The organism is Halomonas sp. AOP7-B1-5, from assembly GCF_052353045.1.
Classification (GTDB): Bacteria; Pseudomonadota; Gammaproteobacteria; order Pseudomonadales; family Halomonadaceae; genus Vreelandella; species Vreelandella colorata.
Genome location: NZ_JBQTDC010000016.1, coordinates 62,461 through 86,772, shown reverse-complemented (window position 1 = coordinate 86,772; position 24,312 = coordinate 62,461). Strand labels below are relative to the sequence as shown.

The following is a 24,312-nucleotide window of genomic DNA, read 5'->3' as shown; positions in this document are numbered from 1 at the left end:
GTATCGGCAGGGAGTAGTTTAACTAAAGCTTATTTATACTTAAGTTAGCGATTGCTTTATAAGAATTGTATTGAAAGCGTTTCTGACCTAAGCACCAGGCTGTTTTGGCCCGAGACATAGAACCTGATATAGAAACGGATATAGAACCTGAAATAGCTTCAGACATAGCTCAGTGCAGGCTTGCTAGATTAAGCCGGACGCTCAATAGCAAAGCGGTCGGTTGCACGAGCGTAGTCACTACCCGCTAGCCGGCCAATAGGCTTGAGTAAATCGATATCTACATGACGGCCATCCCATACGGCGTCATCGATATGAATAGACACTATCTGCGCCAACACCAGCGTACCCGCCAAAGGCTGGTCGCCAAAGCGAATCAACTCATAAAGCTTGCAACCAAAGGCAACTGGGGATGCTGCGATACGCGGCACTGAAACGCCTGACATTGGCGCTTTCTCAAGCCCTGCAAGCGTAAACTCATCTTCCTCTCTGGGCAGGCTGGCACTAGTTGTGTTCAGCGCTTCGATCAGCGCTTCACTACCAATATGCACCACGCATTCCGGCAATTCCTCTAGATTGCGAATTGTATCTTTCGGCTGCCCGCTGCCATCTAGAAGTGGCGAAAAAGCCAAGACAGGCGGGGTCACGCTTGCCACATTGAAAAACGAAAAGGGCGCAAGATTGTCCTTCCCACTGGTACCTTGAGTGGCTACCCACGCAATCGGGCGTGGGCAGATACTTCCTGAGAGCAGGCGATAAATAATCCCAGCGCTTAACGGAGAATCCTCTAATAAATAGTCGCTCATTCATTGCTCCTTGATTGCCAAACGTAAGGGTAGTATCACTTTATAACAGCACGCTATCGGCGCTGCGTTTATGATGATTTTACACCGACCAAGGACCTGCCAATGAAGATCGTGATTGCCGATGATTATCAGGACTGTGTGCGTCACCTTAATGCCTTTGCTGCACTGAGCAGGCATGACGTAACGGTTTATCACGATACGCTGACCGATCTGGAGGCGCTAGTCGAACGCTTTCAGACAGCAGATGCGTTAGTACTCATCCGTGAGCGTACTCCTATCACTGCAGAGCTCCTGGAACGCTTACCCAACTTAAAAGTGATTAGCCAAACCGGCGGCGGCGCAGCCCATGTGGATCTCAAGGCCTGCCAGCGCCGTGGCATCACGGTAATGGCGGGTAAAGGCTCACCCTACGCGGCAGCTGAATTGACTTGGGGGCTGATCCTATCAGCCATGCGTCACATACCTGAAGAAGTAGCCAATCTTAAAGCTGGCCACTGGCAGCAAACGCTAGGTACCGGGCTGAAGGGACGCACATTGGGGATTTTCGGTTTCGGAAAAATAGGCAGCCTAGTGGCCCGCTACGCCCAGGCATTCGAGATGAACGTGCTGGTATGGGGCCGCGAAGGCACTCAGGCACGCGCGCTTGAGGCGGGTTTAACGGTTGCCGAGAGCCAGGATGATCTTTTTCAACGCGCCGATGTGCTGAGCTTACACCTGCGCCTGAATGATGAGACCCGCGGTATAGTCACTGCACATCACCTTGCCCGCATGAACTCCACCGCCCTTCTGGTCAACACCAGCCGCGCACCGTTAATTGCCCCAGGCGCTTTGGTCAGTGCTCTAAAGGCAGGCAGGCCCGGGCGTGCGGCGGTCGATGTTTTCGACAGTGAACCCACGCATGATGATCCGCTCATTCAACTGCCCAATTGCCTGGCGACCCCTCACGTGGGTTATGTCGAAAAAGATAGCTATGAGCTTTATTTCGGCGATGCCTTTGCAAATTTAAATGCCTTTATTAGCGGTGATCCGGTCACTAACCTCGCCTCTTGACCCCCGCGGTTGCACGCTCCTCTGTGTTAACTGTGCTAGCCTTATAACTCACGTGTGACACAGAGGACTGGATGCTCACTATTTCCAACCATGTTGCCCTCGCCGACTGGGAAATCGATATTAGCCAAATCCGAGCCCAGGGTGCTGGTGGCCAGAATGTCAACAAAGTGGCGTCAGCGGTGCATTTACGCTTTGATATTTTACGCTCTACGCTGCCTGCGTTTTATAAAGAACGTTTGATGGCGCTTAATGATCAGCGCATCAGTAAAGAGGGCGTGGTAATTATCAAGGCGCAAAGCTATCGCACGCTGGAGCTTAATAAAGAAGACGCCCTTACGCGCTTGAAAGAACTGATCATCAGTGCGACCAAGCAGCAGAAAGTACGCCGTCCTACTAAGCCGACAAAAGGCTCCCAGCGACGCCGTGTTGACCATAAAACCCGCAAAGGCAAAATCAAATCGCTACGTGGTAAGGTTTCCACTTCATAAGCGTTACACAGTATATTGAGCCTCGCATGACAATTGTTTCCCGACCGCTTTCCCCCTGCATTCAGCACTGCCAGTTAGACCCGGCAAACACATGTCAGGGTTGTGGACGCACGCTGGATGAAATTGCCTATTGGAGCCAAATGACCGAAGCCGAAAAGGCCCCGGTATGGGAGCGCTTAGAAGCGAAGGGGTATATAGCGAGCCGAGGCTAGCTACCCGACTTAGCGGCATGGCGGTCGCTCAAAATATGGTGCAACTCACCACAGGCCACCAGCGGGTCATCACAGTTAATCACTATATCCGACTGAGCAAGCACGTAGCTGCGTCCGGTAATTGTGTTTTCAACGACCTGATACGCGCCTTCCTGATGCGTTCCGGTAAACGTGCCAATAAATCCGGTTTCACGCAGCGACACTGTTTCAAGCTTATCGCCTACGTTGAGGCGGCCTTCATAGTTCATCAGCGCTAAACGGGCGGAAGTACCCGTGCCGGTGGTACTGCGGCAAATCACGCCTGGGTGCACGTAGGTTGTTGAGCGCGAGCGAAAATAGCCCTCACCCACCTGCTCTTCAGGCCCCATAAAGTGCAAAAACGGTAGCGGGCCGACATCGCCCAGCGTGTAGTGTGAAAAACCGCGCTGGGCTTGCAGTGCTTCCACGATTTTATGCGCGCAGGCTGAAAGTGCCTGCTCTTCTTCACGAATCAGCTTAAAGCCAAGCTCGGTGGCGTCCACTAGCGCGTAAAAGCCGCCACTATAGGCAATGGAGTACGTCACTGCGCCGATACCCGGCACCTGAATCGTATCGCGGTAGGTATCAATGTAGCTTGGCAGGCCTTCGCAGGTAACCGACTCCACCACCCCGTTATGCACGCGCGCCTCTATGTGTACCAGGCCTGCCGGCGCTTCCAGAGCAAAGCGCTGGATACCTTCCTGCTTGGGCACGATGCCAGCCTCAAGCACGGCGGTAGCGGTACATAACGTGTTGGAGCCTGAATAGATCGGATAGCCCATCACTTCCATAATAATGTAGCCCGCCGCTGCCTCAGGATGTGTAGCGGGTACCAGCAGATCGACCGACATTTCTGGAATACCGTAAGGCTCTTCCAACAGCAGTCTGCGCAGGCCATCGGCATCGTCGCGCAGGTACTCCATTTGTTCCCGTACGGTCGCCCCCGGCAGGGCATCAATCCCTCCCGTTACAATCCGGCTAACATCGCCGCCTGCATGGGTATCCATCAATTGAAGTGTATGGATATTTTTCAAGGGCGTTGCTCCTGAGCGTTCGTTAGGGCAAAAGGAGCGCCATGGGCATCCCACTGCGCATCGGGCACGATGACGATCTTACCGAGATAATTGCTGCCTCGATTAACAAAATAGCGTTCGGCGGCATGCAGCTCTGAAAGCTTGAAAGCGGCGTGAAGGACCGGCTTGAGCTCACCATGGCGAATCCAATCAATAAGCTGCTCGGCTTCTTCCCGGGTACCGTGAGAAACGCCAAATATCTGGACCTGATAAAGGTAAATACGCGTCCACATGATTTCGCTAAGGTTACCGCCACTCGCGCCTGCAATTGAAAGACGTGGATAGGTTTGGCGGCTCTGCATATCGACAATCATGGTGTCGATAAACAAATCGGTCATATCACCACCGACTAAATCCATCACCGCGTCAATCGGCTTACCGCTGGTAGTGGCCAGCACCCGATCCACAAACGTAGGCAGGTCGCCGCGGTCAATCACCGCTTCGGCGCCTAGCGCCAGCAGCGCATCGGCTTTATCGGGCTGGCTAACCGCATAGGGAATGGCCCCGACAATCCGGCAAAGCTGAATCAATGCGGTGCCCACACCGCCACTTGCACCGCTTACCAGCACGCGCTCGCCCGCTTCGACCTGGGCCGATGTCATCATGTGATAGGCCGTCTGGTAGGAGCACATGCCCATGGACGCAAGCTCGGTGTCATGCAGTTTAGGATTATCGACATGGTGAAACTGGTCTGACGGTACGGCAACATATTCAGCGTAGCCGCCGTCAGCACCATGGCCATAGTAATCCGGGGTCAGGTTGATGTCCCGACGCTCATCGGCATAGATATTGAAATCAAGCAGACCCCGCTGACCGATTCGCCCGGCATCCACGCCTTCGCCCACTGCCACAATCCGCCCCGCCACGTCAGCCCCCTGAATGCGCGGGAAGGTTAACGTGGGTGTACCGCCCATAGCGAAAGAAGTAACGTCGCCCTTCTCCTTGGTGGGATAAAGGCCTTCGCGGGCTTTGCGGTCGGTATTGTTTTTCGCAGTCGCCGTTACCTGAACCAGAACATCACCCAGCCCAGGCTTGGGAGTCTCGACGTCTTCTCGGTAATGCAGCTCTTCAATGCCACCATGCCCAGTCAAGAGCATGGCAGCCATCGTGGTAGGAACAGCAGCAGATTCAGTCATTGGGCAGGCTCCCTAATGCAAAGGAATAAGGTAACTGCTCGACCATAACAAACTCTGGCCGCTGCTTAAAAGCCTACTGAACTAGAACCAGCCTCTTCGCTTGAATAGCCAAATCAGCACTACAGCCATCCCGACCATGGCGCCCCATACAAAGAAGTAGCCGTAGCGATAGCCCAGTTCCGGCATGTACTCAAAGTTCATCCCGTAGATACCGGCAATAAACGTTAAGGGGACAAAAATCGCGGTAATCACCGTTAGAACACGCATGGTGATATTAAGCTGGTGCGATGAAATGGAAATATAGCCGTCGACCAAATCGCCGCAAATGTCGTAATACATCTGAGTCAGCGTATAAAGCCTTTCAAAACGTTCGGCCACATCGTTAATGGCATGCAGCGTTTCGCTTTCTTCGCGGGGAAGATGCTGATAGTCGTAGGCCGTTAACTCTTGGGTAATCCCTTTATGATAGTTAAACACGCGGCGCATTTTGACCAATCGAGAACGGTAAGTAGTAATCTTACGCATTAATACGTCGTTACCGTTTGCGAGCAGCTCATCCTCTAAATCGCTCAGTTCCGACTCAAACTCAAGCAGACTATCGATATAGTAGCCGGCTGAGGTATACATGATTTTTAACGCTACCTGCTCAGGCGACTTGGCTAAGAGTGCCTTACCATGCTCTTTTAACAATCGCTCAACGCTCATGGCAAGGCCTGAATGTAGCGTGACTAAAAAGCGCTCGCCGATAAAAAAGCATACCTGCTGAGGGACAAAATTAAGTTGGGCATCAAATGAAGAGATACCCCGGTAGACAATCAGCGTGTGATTATCGAATTCTTCGATTTTAGGCGGCAGGCGCTCTTTATGAGCATCCTGTATCGCCAGTGGGTGACACTCAAATTTTTCCAGCAGGCGCTCGACCGTCTCTTCGTCTTCGCCCTGCATATCTATCCAAATGTGGCTATCGGGTATTGTTTGCCACGTCGCAAAGAGCTGCTCGTCGCCTTCGTAAGTGGTGCCATCGGGTGTTGTCACAATGCTGCGAATCATACTCTTCCTTGAATTCTTTAAAATAATACGCAGCTTACGCGATGCGTACCTATGATATGCGTACCTTTGATATACGTAGCTATGATATGCATACCTGAGCTTTACCCGCGCGTTTTGCTTCATACATCGCAACATCGGCACGTTTAAGGAGTTCTTGCGCCGTTTCATCTGCGCCCGGCGTATAAACCGCAACGCCAATGCTAGTACTTACGGTTAACACGGCCTTACCAATGAGCAGCGGCTGTTCAATAGTATGAATGAGCTTTTGCGCTATAGGTTTGATCGCATCCAGCGCAACGCCCTCAAGCAGCAGAACAAACTCATCCCCGGCCCAACGTACAACAAAGTCGGTTTCCCGGGCAGAGGCCGTTAATCGCTTGGCTATTTCGCGTAGCAGCTCATCGCCAACCGCATGGCCATAATTATCATTAACCTGCTTAAAACTATCCAGATCCATAAACAGTACGGCTAACGGCTTTTGTGAGCGTCGCACACGAGCCATAGCGTCAGGCAAGCGTTCGTCCAGCGCCCGGCGATTGGCCAACTTGGTTAGTACATCTTCGCGCGCCTGCTGGTCACGCAAGCGTTCAAGCTGCTGGCGTTCGCTGATATCGTGGATAAACAGACTACGCCACTGCCTACTGTGAAAAGAGAGCGATTTAAAGCGAATCTCAACCGGTAAGCGACTGCCATCTGATCGGTGTGCTAAATGAGTCACCGGTCCTTTTTCAGCCTCACAGGGTAAGCCATCAGGCAGTATAAGCTGGCTAATCGGCTTGCCCAAGGCCTGCTCGCGCGACCAACCAAACATGGTGGTGGCAGCTAAGTTCCAGTCCAATACGCAGTCGTTTGCATCAACGCTCACATAGGCGTCGTAAGCGGTTTCAATGACCAATTTAAGCTCATGAGTACGCTGTTCGATTTGCTGTTCAAGACTATGATGAAGCTTAATCAGGGCTTCCTGAGAGGCCTCTTTTTGTTTCTTCTCACGATTGAGTCGCTCACGCAGCTGGATTTCCTCAGTCACGATATCGGCAAGATCCTGCAACGTGGAAAAATCGCTTTTACTGAGTTTTCGTGGTTTGGTATCTATCGTACAGAGAGTGCCTAGCACCAGTCCCTTGGTGGTTTTTAGCGGTATTCCTGCGTAGAAACGTACCCCATTAGGCTTAGCCACCAGTGGGTTCTGCGCAAATCGGCTATCAAGACAGGCATCCTCAACGACCAAAGGGGCAGATTCGGCAACTGGGTAGGCGCAAAAAGCGATATCACGTGGCGTCTCAAGCACATCCAGACCAACACGTGATTTAAACCACTGGCGTTTGGCATCAATCAGGGTAATCGTGACACCAGGCACACTAAGCAGCCTCGCGGCAAGCCGGGTAATACGGTCAAACACTGGCTCGCTGGGCGTATCGAGCAGTTTAAGCTCGTAAAGCGCCTCTAGGCGTGCTTTCTCATCTGACGGTATAGGATAACTCATTTAATACTTCACCCAGGTCGGTAGGTGTTTTGTCCATCATAGCGTGAAATAATTTTCACTGCCCAACCGCCTTATTGCTCGTCACATACGCGAGCACCACGCTTACCGTAGTGGAAGCTAACAACGCTCCTAAAAACGGGCCGAGCGTGGGAACGCTATTGGGGAAGCTTGCAGCCATTATACCGGCACTTAGGCTTTCTTGACCTATCCATCCCGGCAAGATAGCGCCCATTAGTCCAGCCAAACCGCCACCAATAGCCGCAAGCGGCGTCATGCGTTGCCATAAACCGAGTAGAACAGGCACGACAATGGCGGCGCACAGTAAATCGGCGATTAAAAAAAGGCGTAGGATCGACAACCCCTGAAGCGCGACAATCACCACCGGCACCATAAGTAAGACGGTCATCCAACGCGTGAGAGTGATGGAAACACCAGGCTTTTCGCTGCGCGACACAATCAGCGAGGCAATACCACTTTGCAGCGTATCCACACTCGATGCCACCAGCGTGACCGCCAGCACCAGGGCCACCATGGCTACCCAAGAGGGCACGTTATTCAATAGCGCAAAAAAAGGCATCGGGGGCTCACCAAGCGCTATTCCACTCATGGCCGCCACCATGCCCAAACCGCCAATCACCATTACGATGACTACCGTGGCAATTCCGCCCATCCAGGCGCCCCGCCCCAGGCTTTGATTATCACGCGCAGCCCATACTCGCTGCCAATAGCCCTGGTGAAACAGGTTGGCCGCAGTGACCGCAATCACCAGCGTTAACGACACACTAAGTGCACTGGATGTGGGAATGGAGGGCAGCACCGCACCACTGGGCATTGCGGGCAGGTGCCACAGGGTGACGCTTGAAACGATCATCAACAGGGCAACCAGTAGCCACGCCTGCCAGCGGTCGGTCGCAAGGCTTGCGCGCAGCCCGCCGCTTACCGTGTAAAGTAGTGTAGCGAGGGTAACGCCAATGATCACCCAGTTCGGCGGCACGTCAGATAGCAGTGACGTAATCGCCCCAATGGCGGTTAATTCAGCGGCCAAAAAACACGCCATGTATACCACCGAAACCAGCGTTACCCAGTGGCGAACGCCCCGGCCATAGCAAGCGTCGGCAAACTCCGCGATGCTGCGTCCCTCGGGCAAAGCGCGGCGAATAGCCGGCCCATAGAGGCCAAGGACGATAAACGGAAGCGAAGAGCCAAGAGCGTAACCTGCCAGTGCCAACGGGCCGGCAAAGGCGCCAATTTCTGGCGGCGCAAATAATATCCATGCCCCCATCCCAGAGGCAACAAAAGAGAGCCCTAGCGTAGTGCTGGTTTGTGAGTTTCGCGCGGTGACATAGTCATCTAGTGAGCCTTTTCGCCCACGGGCTTTAAAGCCTAAAAATGCAAAGCAGCAGAGCGCCGCGCCTAGCATGGCTGACGTTAGGTATGGCATGTCGCACTTCCTCCGCCGGTTCTAACCGGATCAGGTTCCAGGGTCTGCAACAGCATTCTCAGCCACACAATGTGGCTCCCCTGGCGACAGTGAATTGAGAGCGTATCCTGATTGAAATTCAACGAACCGTCAAAACTGAGTGACAATGTTCCCCACTCGCGCCTGCGGCTATGTATGCTATGCGCTAAATAGCTAGAATGAAAAGGGCTTACTTCTCCTATTCATTCGCTACAACGTTGCTTAAACTAATAAAAATTTGGAGTATTACCTGCATAGCGGCGTTGCCGCATAAAACTGGCTTACTGCCGTTCGCGCCATAACAACCATCAATGCCAAAAGCGCCGTGTGAATATACCTATGGCGCGCGCATAGGAAATTGCCATGTCGTATACCGAAGCCAAAGAGCATACCCAAGGTCGGCTCCATACTCTATTTGCTGATCCTTATCGTGCATTTGAAAACAACACCGATGAGCGCCAGCTTCACGTTCGTGTAATGCTTTATATGCTGTTGGCGCGACCGATGGCACGCGGTGACATGACGCTTCGCGTCATTCATGGCTGGGAAAACGGTGGTTTTGAACCAGACGACCTACAGCATGCCGACTACGCTTTGCATGATCTGGCTGATTTTAAGCGGGTTGTAAAATACTTTGAGAAGGCCGCGCAACAAAATGTCCCTCTCCCGTCAGAAAACCCGACCGTTCTAGCAGACCCTCTCGCCCATGCTATCGCCGACGCCAAAGCTGAAGGGCAAATGCTTGCCGATGATATACGCACAATGCCAGCAAGCTGGCCCGCCTTTGAAGGCGGGCTCGCCCTTTATACGCTGTTTAAAATGTATCACCGCTTGGTATATGGGGAAGACGATGTCTACCGCTGCTCACAGTGCAAAACTCCGCACGGCCCCCGTGAAATCCATGAGTTTCATCTGGAAGAGGGTGAGTTTGCACTGTTGGTGCCGCTTAGCGGGCAGGTAAAAGCGTCGCCCTCGCTACTGGTTCTGCATGAGAGCCAGCTTAACCCCATTGAAAAGCTGCTTGAGGAAAGCTTCAACCTGCTGCAGGACTTTTAAGACACTCTATACCAGCACGGGCTCCTAAAAAGGAGCCCGTGATATCTAGTTAAACGCTGTCAGGCTTGGCTAAGCGTCAGCGCAATCATAAGCCCAAGCACAATGGCTTCTGACTTGATGAAACATAGCTTCTAGCTTAATGAGATAGTGCTATTGATGCCGCTGGAAACATTTTCAGGCTCAAACCAGCGCGCGGTTACTGTTTTGGTTTGTGTCCAAAACGCAATAGCCTGCTTACCGTTAGGCCCTAGATCGCCCAGTTTTGAGGCCCTTGAGCCGGTAAAGCTAAAATAAGCAACCGGCACCGGAATCGGCACGTTAATTCCCACCTGCCCCACATCAATATCCGTTTCAAAACGCCGCGCCACCCAGCCGGAGTTAGTGAAGATAGAAGTGCCGTTGCCGTTAGGGTTGGCATTGATAAACGCAATCGCCTCATCAAGCGTTTCCACATTGACTACGCAAAGTACGGGGCCAAAAATCTCTTCACGGTAAATGGTCATCTCCGCCGTCACGTCGGTAAAGAGCGTCGGTCCGACAAAGTTGCCCTTTGGGTAGCCCTCTACTTGGCAGTTGCGCCCATCAACCAGCAAATTGGCGCCTTCCTTTTCGCCCGCCTCAATTAAACGCAGCACACGATCCCTAGCAGCGGTTGATACGAGTGGCCCTAAATCGGCATCCTGCTGAGTGCCTGGGCCGACTTTCATCTGGCGCGCGGCTTCCACGATATCGTCAATCCACTGGCGCGCCTCACCGACCAGCACTAAGACGGAATTGGCCATACAGCGCTGTCCGGCGGCGCCAAACGCCGACCCCAGCAGGTTATTAATCGCCTGGCTGCGATTCGCATCAGGCATCACTACACAGTGATTTTTCGCGCCCATCATGGCTTGCATGCGCTTGCCTGCATCGCCCGCCCGCTTGTAAAGCAGCGACCCCACATGGGTTGAACCAATAAATGAAAGGGCTTTGATCGTTGGGTGATCAGCGATCTGATTGGCAACCTCGGGACCGCCATGCACGACGTTTAACACGCCCGGCGGCACCCCCGCTTCATGGGCCAACTCCACCAGACGCATGGTAGAGCTGGGATCCTGCTCGGAGGGTTTCAAGACAAACGTATTGCCCGTGGCAATGGCCAGCGGAAACATGAAGCAAGGCAGCATAATGGGGAAATTAAACGCGGTAATACCCGCACCGACACCTAGCGGCTGGTGAAGCGTATAGACATCTACTTCACTAGCGGCGTTTGCAGCCACTTCGCCTAGCTGAAGCGAGGTAATCGAGCAGGCATGCTCAACCACTTCTAACCCGCGCCCCACTTCGCCTTTAGCATCCGGTAGCGTCTTGCCATGCTCTTCGGTGATTAAAGCGGCCAGCTCATCGGTATTATCCCGAATCAACGCCTGTAGGGTCAGCATGATACGCATACGTTTGCCAAGCGGGACGTTGCGCCACTCTTTAAAGGCCTCCTGCGCACTGGCAATCGCGCGCTCTACCTCTTCTGCGGTACAAAAAGGTACCCGGGCCACCACTTCCTGAGTCGCTGGATTAACCACATCACGCCATTCCTGACTCTGTGACGGGACGGCCTGACCATCAATGATCATGGAAATTTCGCGAACGGCCATTGCGTTGCTCCTGTCTTATGATTGTTCGTTGTGGAGACAGTCATTATCACTGCCTTTGCGGTGTGAACAGGGTATAGCAGCAAGTTGACGTAAACGTCAATTAGCTATTAATGCAATTGCTGATTGGCAATGACACAGCACAAAAAGAAATCGTGAGCGTGCGCTTAACCGCTTGACCTGCCTTGCCAATAAAGGATGATAAAGCGTACGACGATGGAGATGGCGCTTTGCCTTATCAGAAACAAGCCTTCACTGCGGTGATTACCCACAAGCTGAGCCATGCCGGCCTGTGCATTCTGACCCTGCTGCTCTGGTGCGCCACTCCATCTTCTCCGGCCGCTATTGCTACCGGCGTCAACAGCTCATCCACGCATGCCGATCAGCGCGAAGCGCTGCTGCCGCTGGCCACACAGAGCCATTCATTACGAATTCGCGGCAGCAAGCCCCTGACCGCCGACACCAATGACGCGGAGACGGGCGATGCGGCCTTGCCTGCTTATGCAGCCCAGGTTGTCTTCGCCCGCTCAGGCAGTTGCACTCTGTCGCGTTCAATTACGCCACGGGCAGATAGCCTATCCATATGCCTTCCACCTAGCCGCGCGCCTCCGGCTGCCTAACCGATTAGGGTACTCTCAGAATTTCATTACTGCATGGCACCACGGTTTAACGCGGCGCCCATTTATATCGTTTGCTAGGAAGCGCGTATGTTTCAGGTGGATCAACTTATTTTAATGGCAGCGATCCTGCTGCTGATCGGCATAATCTCAAGCAAACTTTCGGCCCGCTTGGGTATGCCGGTGCTGGTTCTGTTCCTGGGAACCGGCATGCTGGCTGGGGAAGCGGGTATTGGCGGGATCAGCTTTGATAATCCTATTTTGGCACATGCCCTGGGTACCTTGGCGCTGGCCATGATTCTCTTCGACGGCGGTCTACAAACGCCGATGGCTTCAATTCGCATGGTTTGGAAACCCGCATCCTTACTGGCAACGGCTGGGGTTCTCATTACATCAATGATTACAGGTGCAGCAGCGGCCTATATTCTTAATCTGCCGCTGCTCGATGGGTTATTGTTGGGCGCCATCGTAGGGTCGACCGATGCGGCGGCCGTTTTTTCGCTGCTGCGTAATGCCGATATCCATATCAACAAACGGCTTAAGTCGACGCTTGAGATCGAAAGCGCCTCGAACGACCCTATGGCGATTTTCTTGACCATTGGACTGCTTGAAGTTCTGGTTAACGATATGCCACTTGGCGTGGGCTTATTGAAGCTATTCGTGATGCAGATCGGGGTTGGCGGCGTCGTGGGTTTATTAGTGGGCTGGGCATCGGTTCAAATAATCAATCGCATCCAACTGGTAACCTCAGGGCTTTATCCCGTGCTGGTGGCAGCCTGTGGCCTATTTGCCTTTGGTGTCGCAGCTAATCTTGGGGGCAGCGGCTTTCTGGCGATCTTTGTGGCGGGGGTGATGATCGGTAACCGTCGCATCGCTTTTCAGCGCAGTACCTTCTTGTTTCATGATGGCTTGGCGTGGATGAGCCAGATCGTCATGTTCGTTGTGCTGGGCCTGCTTATCAATCCCATGTCACTGCTGGACGTATGGCTTGAAGGCCTGATGATCGCGGCCATTTTAATACTGGTGGCCCGTCCGCTTGCCGTGACGCCTATTCTTAAAATGTTCGGCTTTACCAACCGTGAAACCGGGTTGGTTGCCTGGGTAGGCCTACGTGGCTCAGTGCCCATTATTCTGGCTATATTTCCGCTGATCTTTGGCCTGGAAGGCGCGGAGCTTATCTTCAACGTGGTTTTCTTCGTGGTGTTAATCTCCGCTACCCTTCAAGGCACAACCCTTCCCTATGTGGCGCGTAAATTAGGCCTTACCGTCGCACCGCCCATTGTGCCTGCCGCAAGCCTTGAAATTACGGCACTGGAAGATGTTGACGCCGATATTGTGGAGTACCGCTTAGGCGATACCGCAAGGGCCGTCAATCGACGGTTATCCCAAATTGCGCTACCGGATGGCACGGTGGTGGCGATGATTACGCGCGGCAAGGATGTCATCCCACCGCGTGGCTCAACGCTACTTCAGGCAGGCGACCACCTGTTTGTCGTTTTACGCCCTGATATTAGGCCTTTTGTTAACTACGTGTTTGCCGAGGGCGCAAGTATTACCAGCGGCGAATTTCCTGATCAAACCTTACGCCTTAAGGGAAGCACCAGTGTCGGCGAAGTACTTCACTCGTATGGCCTTACGTTAGATGATGATATGACATGCACACTGGATAAGCTGTTGCATGAACGCCTGCCCGATAGCCCAAGCGAAGGCGATGAACTAGTACTAGGCGATGTGACGTTATCCGTACTGGGGGTACTCGAAGGGCGTATTACCACCATAGGCGTAACGAATATTCAACCAGCGCTTGTACCGACAAACATGCCAGGCTAACCGCTATGCGTAATAGCCACCTGCTCGGTACAGGTGGCTATTGGCTTGAATAGAAACGCATCGCAAGAATTGTTTAAGCCGCTTCGTAAGCCGCTTTAAGCCGGTAGAACTCATCGACGATTGCCGCCATTTCGCTGGCGTCGTAATGACACAGGCCACTAACCACCAACTTCTTGGAGCCAACCCCTACCGCATCTCCAGCCGATTCAATGGAAAATTCAAGCAGCGCATCCGCCCGCTTACCCTGCACATCCAGTGAGGAGCGCGTTAACGCAAGGTTGGGGTTAAACCCATCCAAACGCTCCAGCGAGAATCCCATGCTATCGTAAATAACCAGCGGGCGTTTGGGGTTAAACATGACCCCGTGCTGCTCCATTAACGGCTTTAAATAGTGCGGAAAGTTTTTTCCCGAAAAAGCCACATAGCAGCGCGCAAATGCTTCAATAGCGGTTTCATCCAAGGTTGTTTCACCACTGCGAACCACCTGCAGATAGCATTTGCCACTCTCGTCAGATACGTGTAGCTCACCGTTATCTGCTTCACTAAACAACAGCGGCGTATCAGCACTCACCATATTGGTGAAGCGAAATTCCATTTGCCGCGACAACCCAAATTTGACGAGTATCAGTGCGAATAGCAAGTCACCAGGCACGCAGAAACGACGCGCATCCGGATTATGAATGGGGTTGTAATCGCCAGCCACGCCTTTAGCGAAACGGCTGGCCTGCTCAGCAGAGATCACGATGTACTCTCCGCGTTGCGCGTAAAAATCCTTGAACATGGCGTTTGCTGCCTGCCTAGCGTTGAAATCGAAAACCCATAACTGCCCAACGTCGCGCATAATGCCATAAAACACGCGCTAACAGGAGTCATCGGCCAGGAAGCGAGTATGCCAAACACGAATATTGCCAAAAAACGCTTACCACGCTTTGCATTAGCAACGCTAATTGGCGCCTTATTTATCGTCGCCATTTGGCTGATAGGCAGCTATTGGCTGCTTAATAGCCAGTGGCTACCCAACAAAATCTCCCAGTTCGAAGGCGTTGAGATTCGTTGGAGCCAAGGTGCCAGCCGCCACCCTGGGCGCTGGGAGGTAGAAAACCTGTACCTTTCACGTGAAGATGACGCGTTACCGATTAGCATTGAGGCCGAACGCGCCACGCTTACGCTGTCTTTATTATCGCTACTGCGCGGTGAACTACATATTCAGGCAATGGACGCAGAAGGCATTCGCCGCTTAACCATAGGCGATATTGCCCTTGAAGCTCAAGGCACATTGCGTGTATCGAACACAACGCTTAGCCGTGAGCGCCTGGCCGTCCCCGAAGCAACCCTTGCCATCACTGAAGGCCGCTTGGTACGGCTTAGCGACCAAATGACGCTGGTTAATGCGATTAACCTTGAGGCAACGGCATCGCTTGATGAGGTCACACCGACCGACCCGGCCACGGGCGAGCTTAACCCTGAGCTACTCGCCGCCCTTTCGGCAACGCTTGAGCTACGTGCCCAAGCAGATGCCTGGGACGTGTTCATGCCCTACCTGGATGCCCTTCCCTGGCTGTTTTTGAATGGCCGGGGCGAATTGACCGGCCATATTGCCCTAGCGTCAGGCACGCTTGAAGAAGGCAGCCAGCTGTCCCTGGAGGCGCCTGAGTTACGCTTAACGCTAGACGAGCGCAAGCTTATTGAGCCAACGGCCCCGACTACCTGGGTGATCGCGGATGCCCCTCCGCCCCGGCATTTCGCCACAGGCCAAGGAAACGTTCAACTTAGCGTGAGCGATAATCAGCTTCACTTTGCAACCCAGCTACAAGGCGTCACTCTGGCAGATACGCAAGCCTACGCCACTGATACCGCGCTACGCCTGAGCAGCAAGATCGCCAATCAGCGACTCGATCACTTAAGCTCGCCCACAGACGCCGAACTCACCCTGAAAGGCACCATCATGCGGCTGGATATGCTGGACCGCTACCTGGCCGATACATTACAGGGCCGGGGGATTCGCTTATCAGGCAATGGCCGTCTAGAAGCCGATGTTAGTGTGCGTGATACCCAGCTCTATAATGCTCGCCTGTTTATTGACGCCGAAATGCTGGCGGCTGAAGCGTTGGGTTTCAAGGCGCAAGGTAGCGGTACTCTTAATGCTGAGCTAACGGATGCCGCGAGCGTTGACGCCACGCTTCAATTTACCCAGGCAATGCTTAACCACCATGAGCGAACGCTACTTAGCGACGCTACGATCGACCTGACCGCTCAAAGCCCCACCGACACGGCGCTAACCCATGAGCAGGCGACGGCAACCCTGACCTGGCAAGATGCGCGCATGCCCAACATCAATGTGCTGCAACCCTATTTAGCCACCTACCTGCCGGATCCCGCACCGTTTCAGCTAATCAGCGGTCAAGCGCAAAGCAGTGGAGCGCTTGCTATTACCGCTGAGCAGCTGAGTGGGGAGCTTTCTTTATCGGGTAACGCACTTACCACCCGCTGGCAGCGCGATGAGCAGCGCACAACGTTAACCAGTGACATGCAGCTTTCACTTTCACTTAAGCAGGCAACGACCGACGGCACGTCAATTGATATAAGCGGCAGCCGTTTACGCTGGCAGGTCGCCGATGACACTCAGCCCGACGAACGTCTGGAAAGTATTCTGGTGCTGCGCGATGGTCGTTTTCAGCGGCGTGCCGATACGCCCAGCGGGCAGTTTCAGCTGGAAGGCAGCGTGCAGCGCCTAGGCTTTTTAAACACCTTTTTGCCCGATGCCCATGGCGTATCGCTTTCAGGCAACGGCCAGCTATTTGCCCAAGGGTCGTTTCGGGATAATCGTCTGCTGGCACCCACCCGGCTACGTATAAACGCCAATCAACTCGAAGTCGCGTTTTTGGATTACCTGGCGACGGGGCGTGGCGAGCTAACCGCACAAGTCGATAGCGCTGAACAGGCCCAGCTTTCCCTGGGAATTCCGCGTTTTTCGCTGCAGCGAAAAGATGATGACAGCCCCCACGTGGAGGGACGTCATTTCGCTTTAACCACCCAGACTAATCAGCTCAGCGAGGTGCTAATCTCACCGGAAGCAGAGCACTTCGTCACCCGGATTGCCCTACCGATTACCGACGTACCGGACTTTACCCGTTATAACCGCTACCTGCCCGAAAGCGCGGGAATTACGCTATTAGGTGGGCAGGCAAGCCTTACCAGCGAGTGGTTGCTAGATGGTTTAACCGCCCAAGGAGAGCTATCGCTGCGCGCGTTTGGCGCCGATATGGCGCTGCTTGATCAGCGCCTGCGGGGGGACTTGCATCTTTCCCTGACTCTTACGCAGGGTGATCTGGAAACACGCCGCTTTACCGCCGACAACTCCTTTCTTCGCCTGGAAAATATTATCCGCCCAGGCGACAACGTCTCGGCGGATGCCGGCTGGTGGGTACAGATTTCCATGAATGAGGCCCAGCTAGACTGGGCAGACCCTGTGCGTTTAGTGAGCCAAGTAGGTCTTGAAATGCGCGATACGGGGCTACTTGCCAGGCTTTTTCTGGAACGGGCGCGTGAAAAGGAGTGGCTAGGCCGGCTACTCAGCGTACGCAATATCAGCGGCTCTGCCGAGCTTGCGATTAACGGTGATCGCGCAAGCCTCAACAACCTTACTCTTACCGGCGGCGCGTTACGACTGCTGGCGGATATCACTATGGCTGAGCGCAGTGCGAATGGCGCGCTCTATGCTCGGCTCGGCGCGCTGGGCGTCGCGGTGGAGCTGGTTGATAACCAGCCTGATTTACATATCTTACAGCCGCGCCGCTGGTTTGAACGCTGGCAGCAAGCCCAGTCACCTATCTCAGCCACCCCCACTCAATGACCCATATAACCGTTATATAATTAGCGTTTTGTTTTACGCTCACGACGTATCATTCTCACCCGCTCTTTGGCTTTAGCTGGCGTCGAGAGCGGCACTGCCGATTGGGCCTCTTTGGGAGGTACCGTCACCCAGGCAAAGACCGGTAACGCCAGCTGCCAGTGAATCGCTGCCAACCGAAGACCCAGCGTAATTCCTAGCGCCATAGTAATACTTACGCTTAGCGGCGCATTTAGGGCTTGCAGGGTGGCATAGGCAATTCCGCCTGCCATAGCGGCAGTGGCATATATCTCTTCACGCAACACCATGGGTACGCGCTGGGCCAGCATGTCGCGAATCATGCCACCCGCCACACCTGTCATCATGCCCATCAAAACCGCCACCACGCCTGAGGTCCCAAGCAACAGCGCTTTATGCGTGCCGATGACCGTAAACAGGGCAAGGCCAAACGCATCGGCAATTGGCAGAAACCCCCGCGACAGACGATGAATATAATGAAAGCCGACCAGCGACACACTAACGGTTGCCAGAATGACCCATAAGTAAGTAGCGTCAGCGACCCAAAAGACGGGGCGTACCCCCAGCACTAAATCACGCAACGTACCGCCGCCAATGCCGGTGACGGCGGCAAGCACCAGCATGCCAAACGGGTCCATTTTGGACCGACACGCCAGAATCACGCCCGACAGCGCAAAGACAATCACCCCTGCCATATCTAGCCAGTACACCACACCTGTCACGCGATTCCCCTTTGTGCGCTATGGTTCTTAAAATCAGGTTCTTAAAATCGAGTTCTTATAGCTAGGTTCTTAAAAGCAAGCTCATAAAGCAGGCAGAATAGCACTAAAGCGGTTTGCGTTTATCGCTTACTTAGATGCGAATTAAGCAGACTTAACGCAGTAGCTTAAGGTAGGCTGATGATAACTTTAAAAGGAGGCACTATGGATTGGAATCCTGCCTATACGTGGTTAGTGCTGGCGCTACTTCTCAGCTTGGGGGAGTTAACATCAGGCGCCATGGTACTGCTGGCGCTTGGCATCGCCGCCGCCTTGACTGCGGCCGTTACTGCGTTGGGATTATCGCTACCCTGGCAGCTTTTAAGCATGGGTATCTTTACCGGTGTTCTGGTGCCAATAGGTATTAGGGTGATCCGCCCACGTTTTTCCCCTCGCGGCGTTGCCTACGGCACCACCGGCACGGGGGTAGAAAAGGGCAATTACTACCATACGTTGCGCCGCGATTATGACGATGCAACCGGTATCAAAATTAACGGTGACTTTTACCGCTTGCGCGTCACCGATACGGGCACAACAGACCTGCCACCCGACACCTCCGTTATTTTTCAACGCTTTGAAGGTACCACAGCACTGGTTGCTCTCCCTTCGTCAGTACCCAATCCTTTGCAAGACGACACCACACTTCGTAAGGAACCTTGATAATGGATCTACCTATTAGCCCCGGTTTGTTAATAAGCCTGATTATTGTCGTTATCGGCATCGTGATCATTTCCAAAGGGCTGGTCATTGTTCGCCAATCTGAGGTCATGGTGGTTGAGCGCCTCGGCTCGTTTAATCGCGTACTCGAAAGCGGTATCAATATCATCGTGCCCTTTATCGAGCAACCCCGCGCCATCACTATGTTGCGCTATCGCAAAATGGGCGAAGAGTACCAGGCCATTACCACTGATGAGATTCGCATTGACCGCCGCGAGACGGTAATGGACTTCCCCGGCCAGCCGGTTGTCACTACCGACAATGTGACCGTACGTATCAATGGCGCGCTCTACTATCAGATCATCGATCCTAAGCGCGCTGTTTACGAAGTCGTCAATATGAGTCAGGCCGTCGAGGTTCTGGCCAAAACCACGCTGCGCTCGGTGGTTGGCAAAATGGAGCTGGATAAGCTGTTTGAGTCGCGCGCGGAAGTGAACAATGAAATTCAGGCCGCGATGGAAGAGCCTGCTTCTAAATGGGGCGTCAAGATATCTCGTGTAGAGGTACAGGATATCGCCATGCCCGAAGAGGTGGAAACGGCCATGCGCCTGCAAATGGCCGCCGAACGTAAACGCCGCGCGACGGTGACCGAGGCTGAGGGTGAAAAATCCGCGGCCATTGCCATGGCGCAGGGCCAGCGTGAGTCGTCCATTCTAAACGCCCAGGGTGATAAGGAGTCGGCTATTCTGCGTGCTCAGGGCGAGCAGGAATCCATCAAGCTGGTACTTAACGCGATTGGTGATAGTGAAGAGAACAAGCGGACGGTCGTAGGCTATTTGCTGGGCCAGAGCTATATCAAAGGCCTGCCCAATATGGCAAAAGATGGCGAGCGAGTATTTGTACCTTATGAGTCCTCTGCACTGCTGGGTTCAATGGGTATGTTCCGCGAGCTGGCTGGCTCACCTGAAGATGCCGTGGGGGAACATCTTAAACATCGTGCAGGTAATGCCAGCGCATCCAACAGCTTTCGCAGTGGTGTGGTAGGCGGAGCCACCAATAGCTAAATAAAAAATCACTAATACAAAAATCGCTAATTCAAAAATCATGCAACGCTAATTTAAACTAAATCAAACTACGCCGGGTAATGATAAGCCCGGCTTTTTTTTGTAGTCAACGTGACATATAACTGCTTTACTTTACCCAACAAGAAAATATTGATACATACCTATCTAAACAGCCCGCAGGGAAACAAACTTCTTTTGCCGCGTGTAGGCGAAGTTTATCAGCTGGTTTTTAATCCGTCAGGGATCTCTTACCCTTGCTAAGCCAAGCATCATTAGCCGCTTTTATTCAGCGGATCATGGCTGGCCTGCCGGGTTTTAGCATCGTTACGAATTATCCAGTGATGATGCGTTTAACAGCCGCATAACAGCGACCAGGAACAGAACTTTGTTGTTGCGTGGGTATGGCATCTATAAAGCTATCCTGTGGGGCATTACACTTTGTATTGGAGTGCTGCTTTCGTGTGCCTTAAAGGCCGACACAGCGTCCCAACCTCTACATAGCTGGGAATATCATTGGGGCGACCTCCCTCTTGATACGCAAGGCACTCTTCAGCAAAACAATACAACGCCCGTCTGGCACGCCATTAGCTTTCCTGCCAACCCACCGGAACGAAATGGCCAGCAGCAAGTATGGTTTCGCGGTGTGTTACCGGAAGGTAACTGGAGTGATCCGGTACTTTATATCACCAGTATCGATCTGATTGGCCAGGTCTATCTGGATGATACGCTGATATATCAGTACGGCGAATTCGATGAACAGGGCCGTGGAGATTTTGCAGGCTGGCCCTGGCACATGGTCGACCTGCCCGAGGGATTTTCCGGCAAATCGCTTAATATACGAGTGTTCTCCTATTATACCAATATTGGCCTGTGGGGCGAAGTAAAGGTAATGGAGCGCCTTGATGTATTGAAAAGCATCATCCAAATGTCCGTTCAAGACCTTGCTGTTAGCGCTCTAGTGTTCGTTTTAGCATTTATAGCCAGCATATTCGCTCTAATGGGCCCCGAACGGCGCGGTTTTGCAGCTATCGCTCTGTTTGCCTACGCCTCAGGGCTGATGCTGTTGGCTGAGGCGCCGGCTCGTCAGCTAATCATTGACAACGCCCTGGCGTGGGATACGTTACGTGCAGGCAGTTATTATACGTTACCGGTTGCCCTGGGGTTGCTGCTAAGCCACTGGTTTAACGGCACCACTAAACGCTGGCTGACACGGCTCTGGACGCTGCATTTAGCTTATCTCGCTATTTCAATCGGCTTGGTTCAGACAGGGGTGATCAGCCTGTCTCTCACGTTCCCTGCATTTGATGCGCTGCTAGTCGTCACACTGCCTGCCATGCTAATGCTTGCCCTGTTTCGGTTTCGCGAATTAAGTATCGAGCAACGCTTATTGGCGCTTAGCTTCACCTTTTTCATACCGCTGTTATTGGCTGACATGCTGGTAGCCCACGGCTTCGTTGCCTGGCGCCCTATCTCATTAAGTTACGGTACGTTGATTTTTTCGCTGGCTAACGCCGCCATCTTTCTGTGGCACTATCGTCATACACAGCAGCAAATGTCGCTTACTAACGAAACCCTTGAACATCAGGTGGCATCGCGAACAAAGGAGCTGGATCGCCTCGTTCAGGAATTAGAAAATCTGTCTTTTAAAGACTCCCTCACCAATCTATACAATCGACGTCATTTCGATACGGTGTTCGCACATGAGTGCCGACGCGCGCAGCAAAATACCAGTCAACTAACTCTATTGATGCTGGATATCGACCACTTCAAGCAGATCAACGATCACTTTGGTCATGATGCCGGTGATAGCGTGCTGGTGGCAATTGGTGCACTGCTGAGGCAACACTTTCGCGGTCTCGATATCGTTTGCCGATTTGGCGGTGAAGAATTTATTGCTCTGCTGCCAAGTACCTCAGTTAACGCTGCCGAAGCGTGCGCTAACGCGCTCTTGGAACAGGTATCCCAACTTTCTCTAACGCACCAGGGTACGTTATTAAGAAACGTGACGTTTTCCTGTGGAGTGGCAACCTATCCAGACCATACTCAGGATCCATTTAGGCTACTTAAACTGGCTGATGAGGCGCTATATCAGGCTAAAAACGGCGGCCGCAATCGCTGCATCGTGTGGACCGAAGCGTCTCAACCACAGGAGTTTATGCTGGGCAGCCATAGCCCAGCAGGGGCTATCACCAGGCTATCGCCTAAGATGCATGAAACATCAGAACGTAAGCTATAAACACCGCCTACCCATACTTAACTCAACCGGCTGCCACTACTGGTTTTTTCTTTGCCAAGACGGGTCAGCCCACGCGGCGCCGCAATGCGAAAGAAGCGCTCGATCACGTCGATATTAGTCGCCGGTGTCATTAACGAAACGCCAATGAATACGGGCAAGTTGATCATTAGCCCCCAGAAACCAGCATGCACACCCAACGGATGCGACCATAGCGTGGTAAACGCCACGGTTACCAGAAAGCCTGCCACAATGCCTGCCATAACGCCTAGGCGTGACGCGCGAGGCCAGAAGAACATGCCGATAAAGGCAGGCAGCACTTGCGATGCAAACCCCAATCCCACTAGTAAAATCATCACCAAACTACCCGGCTCGGCAATCGCCAAAGGCGCAATCACCAGCGCCATAATGGGCACGATCATGAGTCTGGCAAGCCTACCGGTTGTGGCGTTCGAAAGCTTTAACAGCGGCTGAATGACATCCTTGCTCAATGAAAGCGATACCGAATGTATGAACGGCTCGCTGGACGACATAGAAGCCGCCAAAGTGCCCGCCCCCAGCAACCCCACCAGTACCACCGGTAGATGCTGCATGGCATATTCAAGGGCTACGGTATCGGCTCGAACCAACTCGGGTAGCGAGAAAATACCGATAAAGCCCACCACCACCATAGGCAAGATCACCACGTAATACGTCGGCAGCCAAGTAGCGCTTCGCCGGATAGTACGCGCTGAAGATGCACTCATCCATTGAGTCCATACCGGGGGCATAAAGGAAAACATCGAGACAATAATCGAGGTCGTCCAAAAGCTGTAGGTCATGTCTTCACGGGCGCCTGGCAGCGTTAAAAACTCAGGATGCTCGGCTTGGATGCGCTCAAATACCCCCGCAAAACTTAGCCCGCCCGTCGCGCTATATACTGCCCACATGCCCACCGCCCAAGCGACAACCAGCATCAGCACGCCCTGGAACGCATTAGTACGCCCAATGGCTCGCTGCCCGCTGGCGTATAAATAGACGGCAATACTGGTCAATACCAGCACAACACCCAACCAGACCGGTATCAGCCCCCCGCTCATCACAAACAGGATGTAAGCCGAACCAATGGTTTGCAGTACCGCGTAGGCAACCGAGCCCACCGCCATGACCAGTGCCGCAAGCGCACCCAGCGCAGGGCTCTGATAGCGATCAGCAATAGCGCTTGCCTGGGTCACGTGGCCAAACTCGGCGCCAAACTGCCATACCTTCGGGCCAAAGTACCAGGCGATAAGTGCCAGATAGGCCAGGTAAGTGGCCACATAAAAGACCGCCACGCCTTTAGAATACGCCCAGCCCGGTGCACCCATAAAGGTGTAAGCGCTCACGCTACCCGCAGCAATCAGCAGATAGAGCATGACAGGGCCCATGCTGCGCCCGGCAACGCCCCACTCCTCCAGACTGTCCATATTGGCGCCTTTAATGCGGGCGCGTAAGCCAATCATCATGACGATGGCAACGTAAGCTAGCGTAATAAAAAGCGGCCAAACGCTATTCATGGTTGTCCCTCTCGACAATACGATTGCCTACTAACATAACCGCCACGCAGGCAAAAATAACCAGATAGCTCCAGACCACCATCAGGGGTAGGCCTAACACCAGGATTGACCGATTGACCCAGCCAATCACCGGCCAAGTGCCCATTACGATCAGTGCTACAAACGCGATGAATAAGCCCCAGCCTGCACGCGTGGTGGGCAATACCAATAAACGTCGCATAGTGGTTTCCTATTATTTAGCGAGCGGCATATAGTCAGTATTGATAGCATTACGCATATCCGTTAATTATCTGC

Annotated in this window: 21 protein-coding genes and 1 riboswitch; of the genes, 10 read left to right on the top strand and 11 right to left on the bottom strand. The window is 53.2% G+C overall.

Annotated elements, in window-relative coordinates; translation table 11 throughout:
* Nucleotides 1-188: 188 nt before the first annotated feature.
* Nucleotides 189-803, bottom strand: a complete 615-nt coding sequence (locus ACT3XD_RS10045; protein ID WP_192536896.1) for a flavin reductase family protein — start codon at nucleotides 801-803, stop codon at nucleotides 189-191.
* Between the two features lie 102 nt (nucleotides 804-905).
* Here ACT3XD_RS10045 and ACT3XD_RS10040 point away from each other — a divergent pair, with 102 nt between their 5' ends.
* The 3 genes from ACT3XD_RS10040 (at nucleotide 906) to ACT3XD_RS10030 (ending at nucleotide 2,553) form a co-directional block, all read left to right on the top strand.
* Nucleotides 906-1,853: a D-2-hydroxyacid dehydrogenase family protein gene (locus ACT3XD_RS10040; RefSeq protein ID WP_192536895.1), complete on the top strand. Its 948-nt coding sequence runs from the start codon at nucleotides 906-908 to the stop codon at nucleotides 1,851-1,853.
* A 71-nt stretch (nucleotides 1,854-1,924) separates the two neighbouring features.
* Complete coding sequence (gene arfB, locus ACT3XD_RS10035; RefSeq protein ID WP_192536894.1) at nucleotides 1,925-2,341, top strand: alternative ribosome rescue aminoacyl-tRNA hydrolase ArfB; 417 nt, start codon at nucleotides 1,925-1,927, stop codon at nucleotides 2,339-2,341.
* 26 nt (nucleotides 2,342-2,367) lie between these two features.
* Nucleotides 2,368-2,553, top strand: a complete 186-nt coding sequence (locus tag ACT3XD_RS10030) for a DUF1289 domain-containing protein (protein ID WP_192536893.1) — start codon at nucleotides 2,368-2,370, stop codon at nucleotides 2,551-2,553.
* On the opposite strand, the gene ACT3XD_RS10025 is transcribed toward ACT3XD_RS10030, so the two are convergent.
* The 5 genes from ACT3XD_RS10025 to ACT3XD_RS10005 all read right to left on the bottom strand — a co-directional run bounded on the left by ACT3XD_RS10025 (nucleotide 2,550) and on the right by ACT3XD_RS10005 (nucleotide 8,754).
* Nucleotides 2,550-3,605, bottom strand: a complete 1,056-nt coding sequence (locus ACT3XD_RS10025) for a proline racemase family protein (RefSeq protein ID WP_192536892.1) — start codon at nucleotides 3,603-3,605, stop codon at nucleotides 2,550-2,552. The genes ACT3XD_RS10030 and ACT3XD_RS10025 overlap by 4 nt on opposite strands.
* Entirely contained in the window at nucleotides 3,602-4,780 is a 1,179-nt protein-coding gene (locus ACT3XD_RS10020; protein WP_192536891.1) for a zinc-binding dehydrogenase, read from the bottom strand. Before ACT3XD_RS10020 ends, ACT3XD_RS10025 begins: the two co-directional genes overlap by 4 nt.
* 81 nt (nucleotides 4,781-4,861) lie before the next feature.
* A complete protein-coding gene (gene corA / locus ACT3XD_RS10015; protein ID WP_192536890.1) occupies nucleotides 4,862-5,830 on the bottom strand; it encodes a magnesium/cobalt transporter CorA in 969 nt (322 codons plus the stop codon).
* Between the two features lie 79 nt (nucleotides 5,831-5,909).
* A complete protein-coding gene (locus tag ACT3XD_RS10010; RefSeq protein ID WP_192536889.1) occupies nucleotides 5,910-7,313 on the bottom strand; it encodes a sensor domain-containing diguanylate cyclase in 1,404 nt (467 codons plus the stop codon).
* A 55-nt stretch (nucleotides 7,314-7,368) separates the two neighbouring features.
* The gene (locus tag ACT3XD_RS10005; RefSeq protein ID WP_192536888.1) at nucleotides 7,369-8,754 is read right to left on the bottom strand and encodes a sodium:solute symporter; all 1,386 of its coding nucleotides are present in this window, start codon (nucleotides 8,752-8,754) and stop codon (nucleotides 7,369-7,371) included.
* Nucleotides 8,744-8,846: riboswitch (TPP riboswitch) on the bottom strand. Its footprint overlaps the gene before it by 11 nt.
* Nucleotides 8,847-9,135: 289 nt before the next feature.
* On the opposite strand from ACT3XD_RS10005, the gene ACT3XD_RS10000 reads away from it, so the two are divergent.
* Complete coding sequence (locus ACT3XD_RS10000) at nucleotides 9,136-9,828, top strand: hypothetical protein (RefSeq protein WP_192536887.1); 693 nt, start codon at nucleotides 9,136-9,138, stop codon at nucleotides 9,826-9,828.
* Nucleotides 9,829-9,959: 131 nt separating this feature from the next.
* Here ACT3XD_RS10000 and ACT3XD_RS09995 read toward each other — a convergent pair whose 3' ends face one another.
* Nucleotides 9,960-11,459, bottom strand: coding sequence for a CoA-acylating methylmalonate-semialdehyde dehydrogenase (locus ACT3XD_RS09995; protein WP_192536886.1), 1,500 nt, complete (start codon nucleotides 11,457-11,459; stop codon nucleotides 9,960-9,962).
* 227 nt (nucleotides 11,460-11,686) lie between these two features.
* On the opposite strand from ACT3XD_RS09995, the gene ACT3XD_RS09990 reads away from it, so the two are divergent.
* Both ACT3XD_RS09990 and ACT3XD_RS09985 read left to right on the top strand, forming a co-directional pair.
* The gene (locus ACT3XD_RS09990; RefSeq protein WP_192536885.1) at nucleotides 11,687-12,076 is read left to right on the top strand and encodes a hypothetical protein; all 390 of its coding nucleotides are present in this window, start codon (nucleotides 11,687-11,689) and stop codon (nucleotides 12,074-12,076) included.
* An 87-nt stretch (nucleotides 12,077-12,163) separates the two neighbouring features.
* Entirely contained in the window at nucleotides 12,164-13,903 is a 1,740-nt protein-coding gene (locus tag ACT3XD_RS09985; RefSeq protein ID WP_192536884.1) for a potassium/proton antiporter, read from the top strand.
* 73 nt (nucleotides 13,904-13,976) lie between these two features.
* On the opposite strand, the gene ACT3XD_RS09980 is transcribed toward ACT3XD_RS09985, so the two are convergent.
* The gene (locus ACT3XD_RS09980; protein WP_192536883.1) at nucleotides 13,977-14,684 is read right to left on the bottom strand and encodes a DUF3581 family protein; all 708 of its coding nucleotides are present in this window, start codon (nucleotides 14,682-14,684) and stop codon (nucleotides 13,977-13,979) included.
* A gap of 108 nt (nucleotides 14,685-14,792) precedes the next feature.
* Here ACT3XD_RS09980 and ACT3XD_RS09975 point away from each other — a divergent pair, with 108 nt between their 5' ends.
* The gene (locus ACT3XD_RS09975) at nucleotides 14,793-17,756 is read left to right on the top strand and encodes a hypothetical protein (RefSeq protein ID WP_192536882.1); all 2,964 of its coding nucleotides are present in this window, start codon (nucleotides 14,793-14,795) and stop codon (nucleotides 17,754-17,756) included.
* Between the two features lie 20 nt (nucleotides 17,757-17,776).
* Here the strand turns inward: ACT3XD_RS09975 and ACT3XD_RS09970 are convergent, their stop codons facing one another.
* A complete protein-coding gene (locus ACT3XD_RS09970) occupies nucleotides 17,777-18,493 on the bottom strand; it encodes a trimeric intracellular cation channel family protein (RefSeq protein ID WP_192536881.1) in 717 nt (238 codons plus the stop codon).
* A gap of 201 nt (nucleotides 18,494-18,694) precedes the next feature.
* Between ACT3XD_RS09970 and ACT3XD_RS09965 the strand changes: the two genes are divergently transcribed.
* The 3 genes from ACT3XD_RS09965 to ACT3XD_RS09955 all read left to right on the top strand — a co-directional run bounded on the left by ACT3XD_RS09965 (nucleotide 18,695) and on the right by ACT3XD_RS09955 (nucleotide 22,486).
* Nucleotides 18,695-19,189 (top strand): nodulation efficiency, NfeD-like protein, encoded by a 495-nt coding sequence (locus ACT3XD_RS09965; RefSeq protein ID WP_192536880.1) that lies wholly within the window; start codon nucleotides 18,695-18,697, stop codon nucleotides 19,187-19,189.
* Between the two features lie 2 nt (nucleotides 19,190-19,191).
* Nucleotides 19,192-20,250, top strand: coding sequence for an SPFH domain-containing protein (locus ACT3XD_RS09960; RefSeq protein ID WP_192536879.1), 1,059 nt, complete (start codon nucleotides 19,192-19,194; stop codon nucleotides 20,248-20,250).
* Between the two features lie 385 nt (nucleotides 20,251-20,635).
* A complete protein-coding gene (locus ACT3XD_RS09955; RefSeq protein WP_192536878.1) occupies nucleotides 20,636-22,486 on the top strand; it encodes a GGDEF domain-containing protein in 1,851 nt (616 codons plus the stop codon).
* 17 nt (nucleotides 22,487-22,503) lie between these two features.
* On the opposite strand, the gene ACT3XD_RS09950 is transcribed toward ACT3XD_RS09955, so the two are convergent.
* Complete coding sequence (locus tag ACT3XD_RS09950) at nucleotides 22,504-24,018, bottom strand: sodium:solute symporter family protein (RefSeq protein ID WP_192536877.1); 1,515 nt, start codon at nucleotides 24,016-24,018, stop codon at nucleotides 22,504-22,506.
* Nucleotides 24,011-24,238 carry a hypothetical protein gene (locus ACT3XD_RS09945; RefSeq protein WP_192536876.1) on the bottom strand — a complete coding sequence of 76 codons (228 nt, stop codon included), beginning with the start codon at nucleotides 24,236-24,238 and terminating at the stop codon, nucleotides 24,011-24,013. The genes ACT3XD_RS09950 and ACT3XD_RS09945 overlap by 8 nt, the downstream gene beginning before the upstream one ends.
* Nucleotides 24,239-24,312 lie beyond the last annotated feature (74 nt).

Excerpts from the sequence above, each read along its gene's own strand:
- ACT3XD_RS09975 (WP_192536882.1), top strand. The coding sequence starts at position 14,793 with ATGCCAAACACGAATATTGCCAAAAAACGCTTACCACGCTTTGCATTA.
- ACT3XD_RS09980 (WP_192536883.1), bottom strand. The coding sequence starts at position 14,684 with ATGTTCAAGGATTTTTACGCGCAACGCGGAGAGTACATCGTGATCTCT.
- ACT3XD_RS10030 (WP_192536893.1), top strand. The coding sequence starts at position 2,368 with ATGACAATTGTTTCCCGACCGCTTTCCCCCTGCATTCAGCACTGCCAG.
- ACT3XD_RS09985 (WP_192536884.1), top strand. The coding sequence starts at position 12,164 with ATGTTTCAGGTGGATCAACTTATTTTAATGGCAGCGATCCTGCTGCTG.
- ACT3XD_RS09965 (WP_192536880.1), top strand. The coding sequence starts at position 18,695 with ATGGATTGGAATCCTGCCTATACGTGGTTAGTGCTGGCGCTACTTCTC.
- ACT3XD_RS09960 (WP_192536879.1), top strand. The coding sequence starts at position 19,192 with ATGGATCTACCTATTAGCCCCGGTTTGTTAATAAGCCTGATTATTGTC.
- ACT3XD_RS10040 (WP_192536895.1), top strand. The coding sequence starts at position 906 with ATGAAGATCGTGATTGCCGATGATTATCAGGACTGTGTGCGTCACCTT.
- ACT3XD_RS10020 (WP_192536891.1), bottom strand. The coding sequence starts at position 4,780 with ATGACTGAATCTGCTGCTGTTCCTACCACGATGGCTGCCATGCTCTTG.
- ACT3XD_RS09950 (WP_192536877.1), bottom strand. The coding sequence starts at position 24,018 with ATGAATAGCGTTTGGCCGCTTTTTATTACGCTAGCTTACGTTGCCATC.
- corA (WP_192536890.1), bottom strand. The coding sequence starts at position 5,830 with ATGATTCGCAGCATTGTGACAACACCCGATGGCACCACTTACGAAGGC.
- ACT3XD_RS10000 (WP_192536887.1), top strand. The coding sequence starts at position 9,136 with ATGTCGTATACCGAAGCCAAAGAGCATACCCAAGGTCGGCTCCATACT.
- ACT3XD_RS10010 (WP_192536889.1), bottom strand. The coding sequence starts at position 7,313 with ATGAGTTATCCTATACCGTCAGATGAGAAAGCACGCCTAGAGGCGCTT.
- ACT3XD_RS09945 (WP_192536876.1), bottom strand. The coding sequence starts at position 24,238 with ATGCGACGTTTATTGGTATTGCCCACCACGCGTGCAGGCTGGGGCTTA.
- ACT3XD_RS09995 (WP_192536886.1), bottom strand. The coding sequence starts at position 11,459 with ATGGCCGTTCGCGAAATTTCCATGATCATTGATGGTCAGGCCGTCCCG.
- arfB (WP_192536894.1), top strand. The coding sequence starts at position 1,925 with ATGCTCACTATTTCCAACCATGTTGCCCTCGCCGACTGGGAAATCGAT.
- ACT3XD_RS10005 (WP_192536888.1), bottom strand. The coding sequence starts at position 8,754 with ATGCCATACCTAACGTCAGCCATGCTAGGCGCGGCGCTCTGCTGCTTT.
- ACT3XD_RS10045 (WP_192536896.1), bottom strand. The coding sequence starts at position 803 with ATGAGCGACTATTTATTAGAGGATTCTCCGTTAAGCGCTGGGATTATT.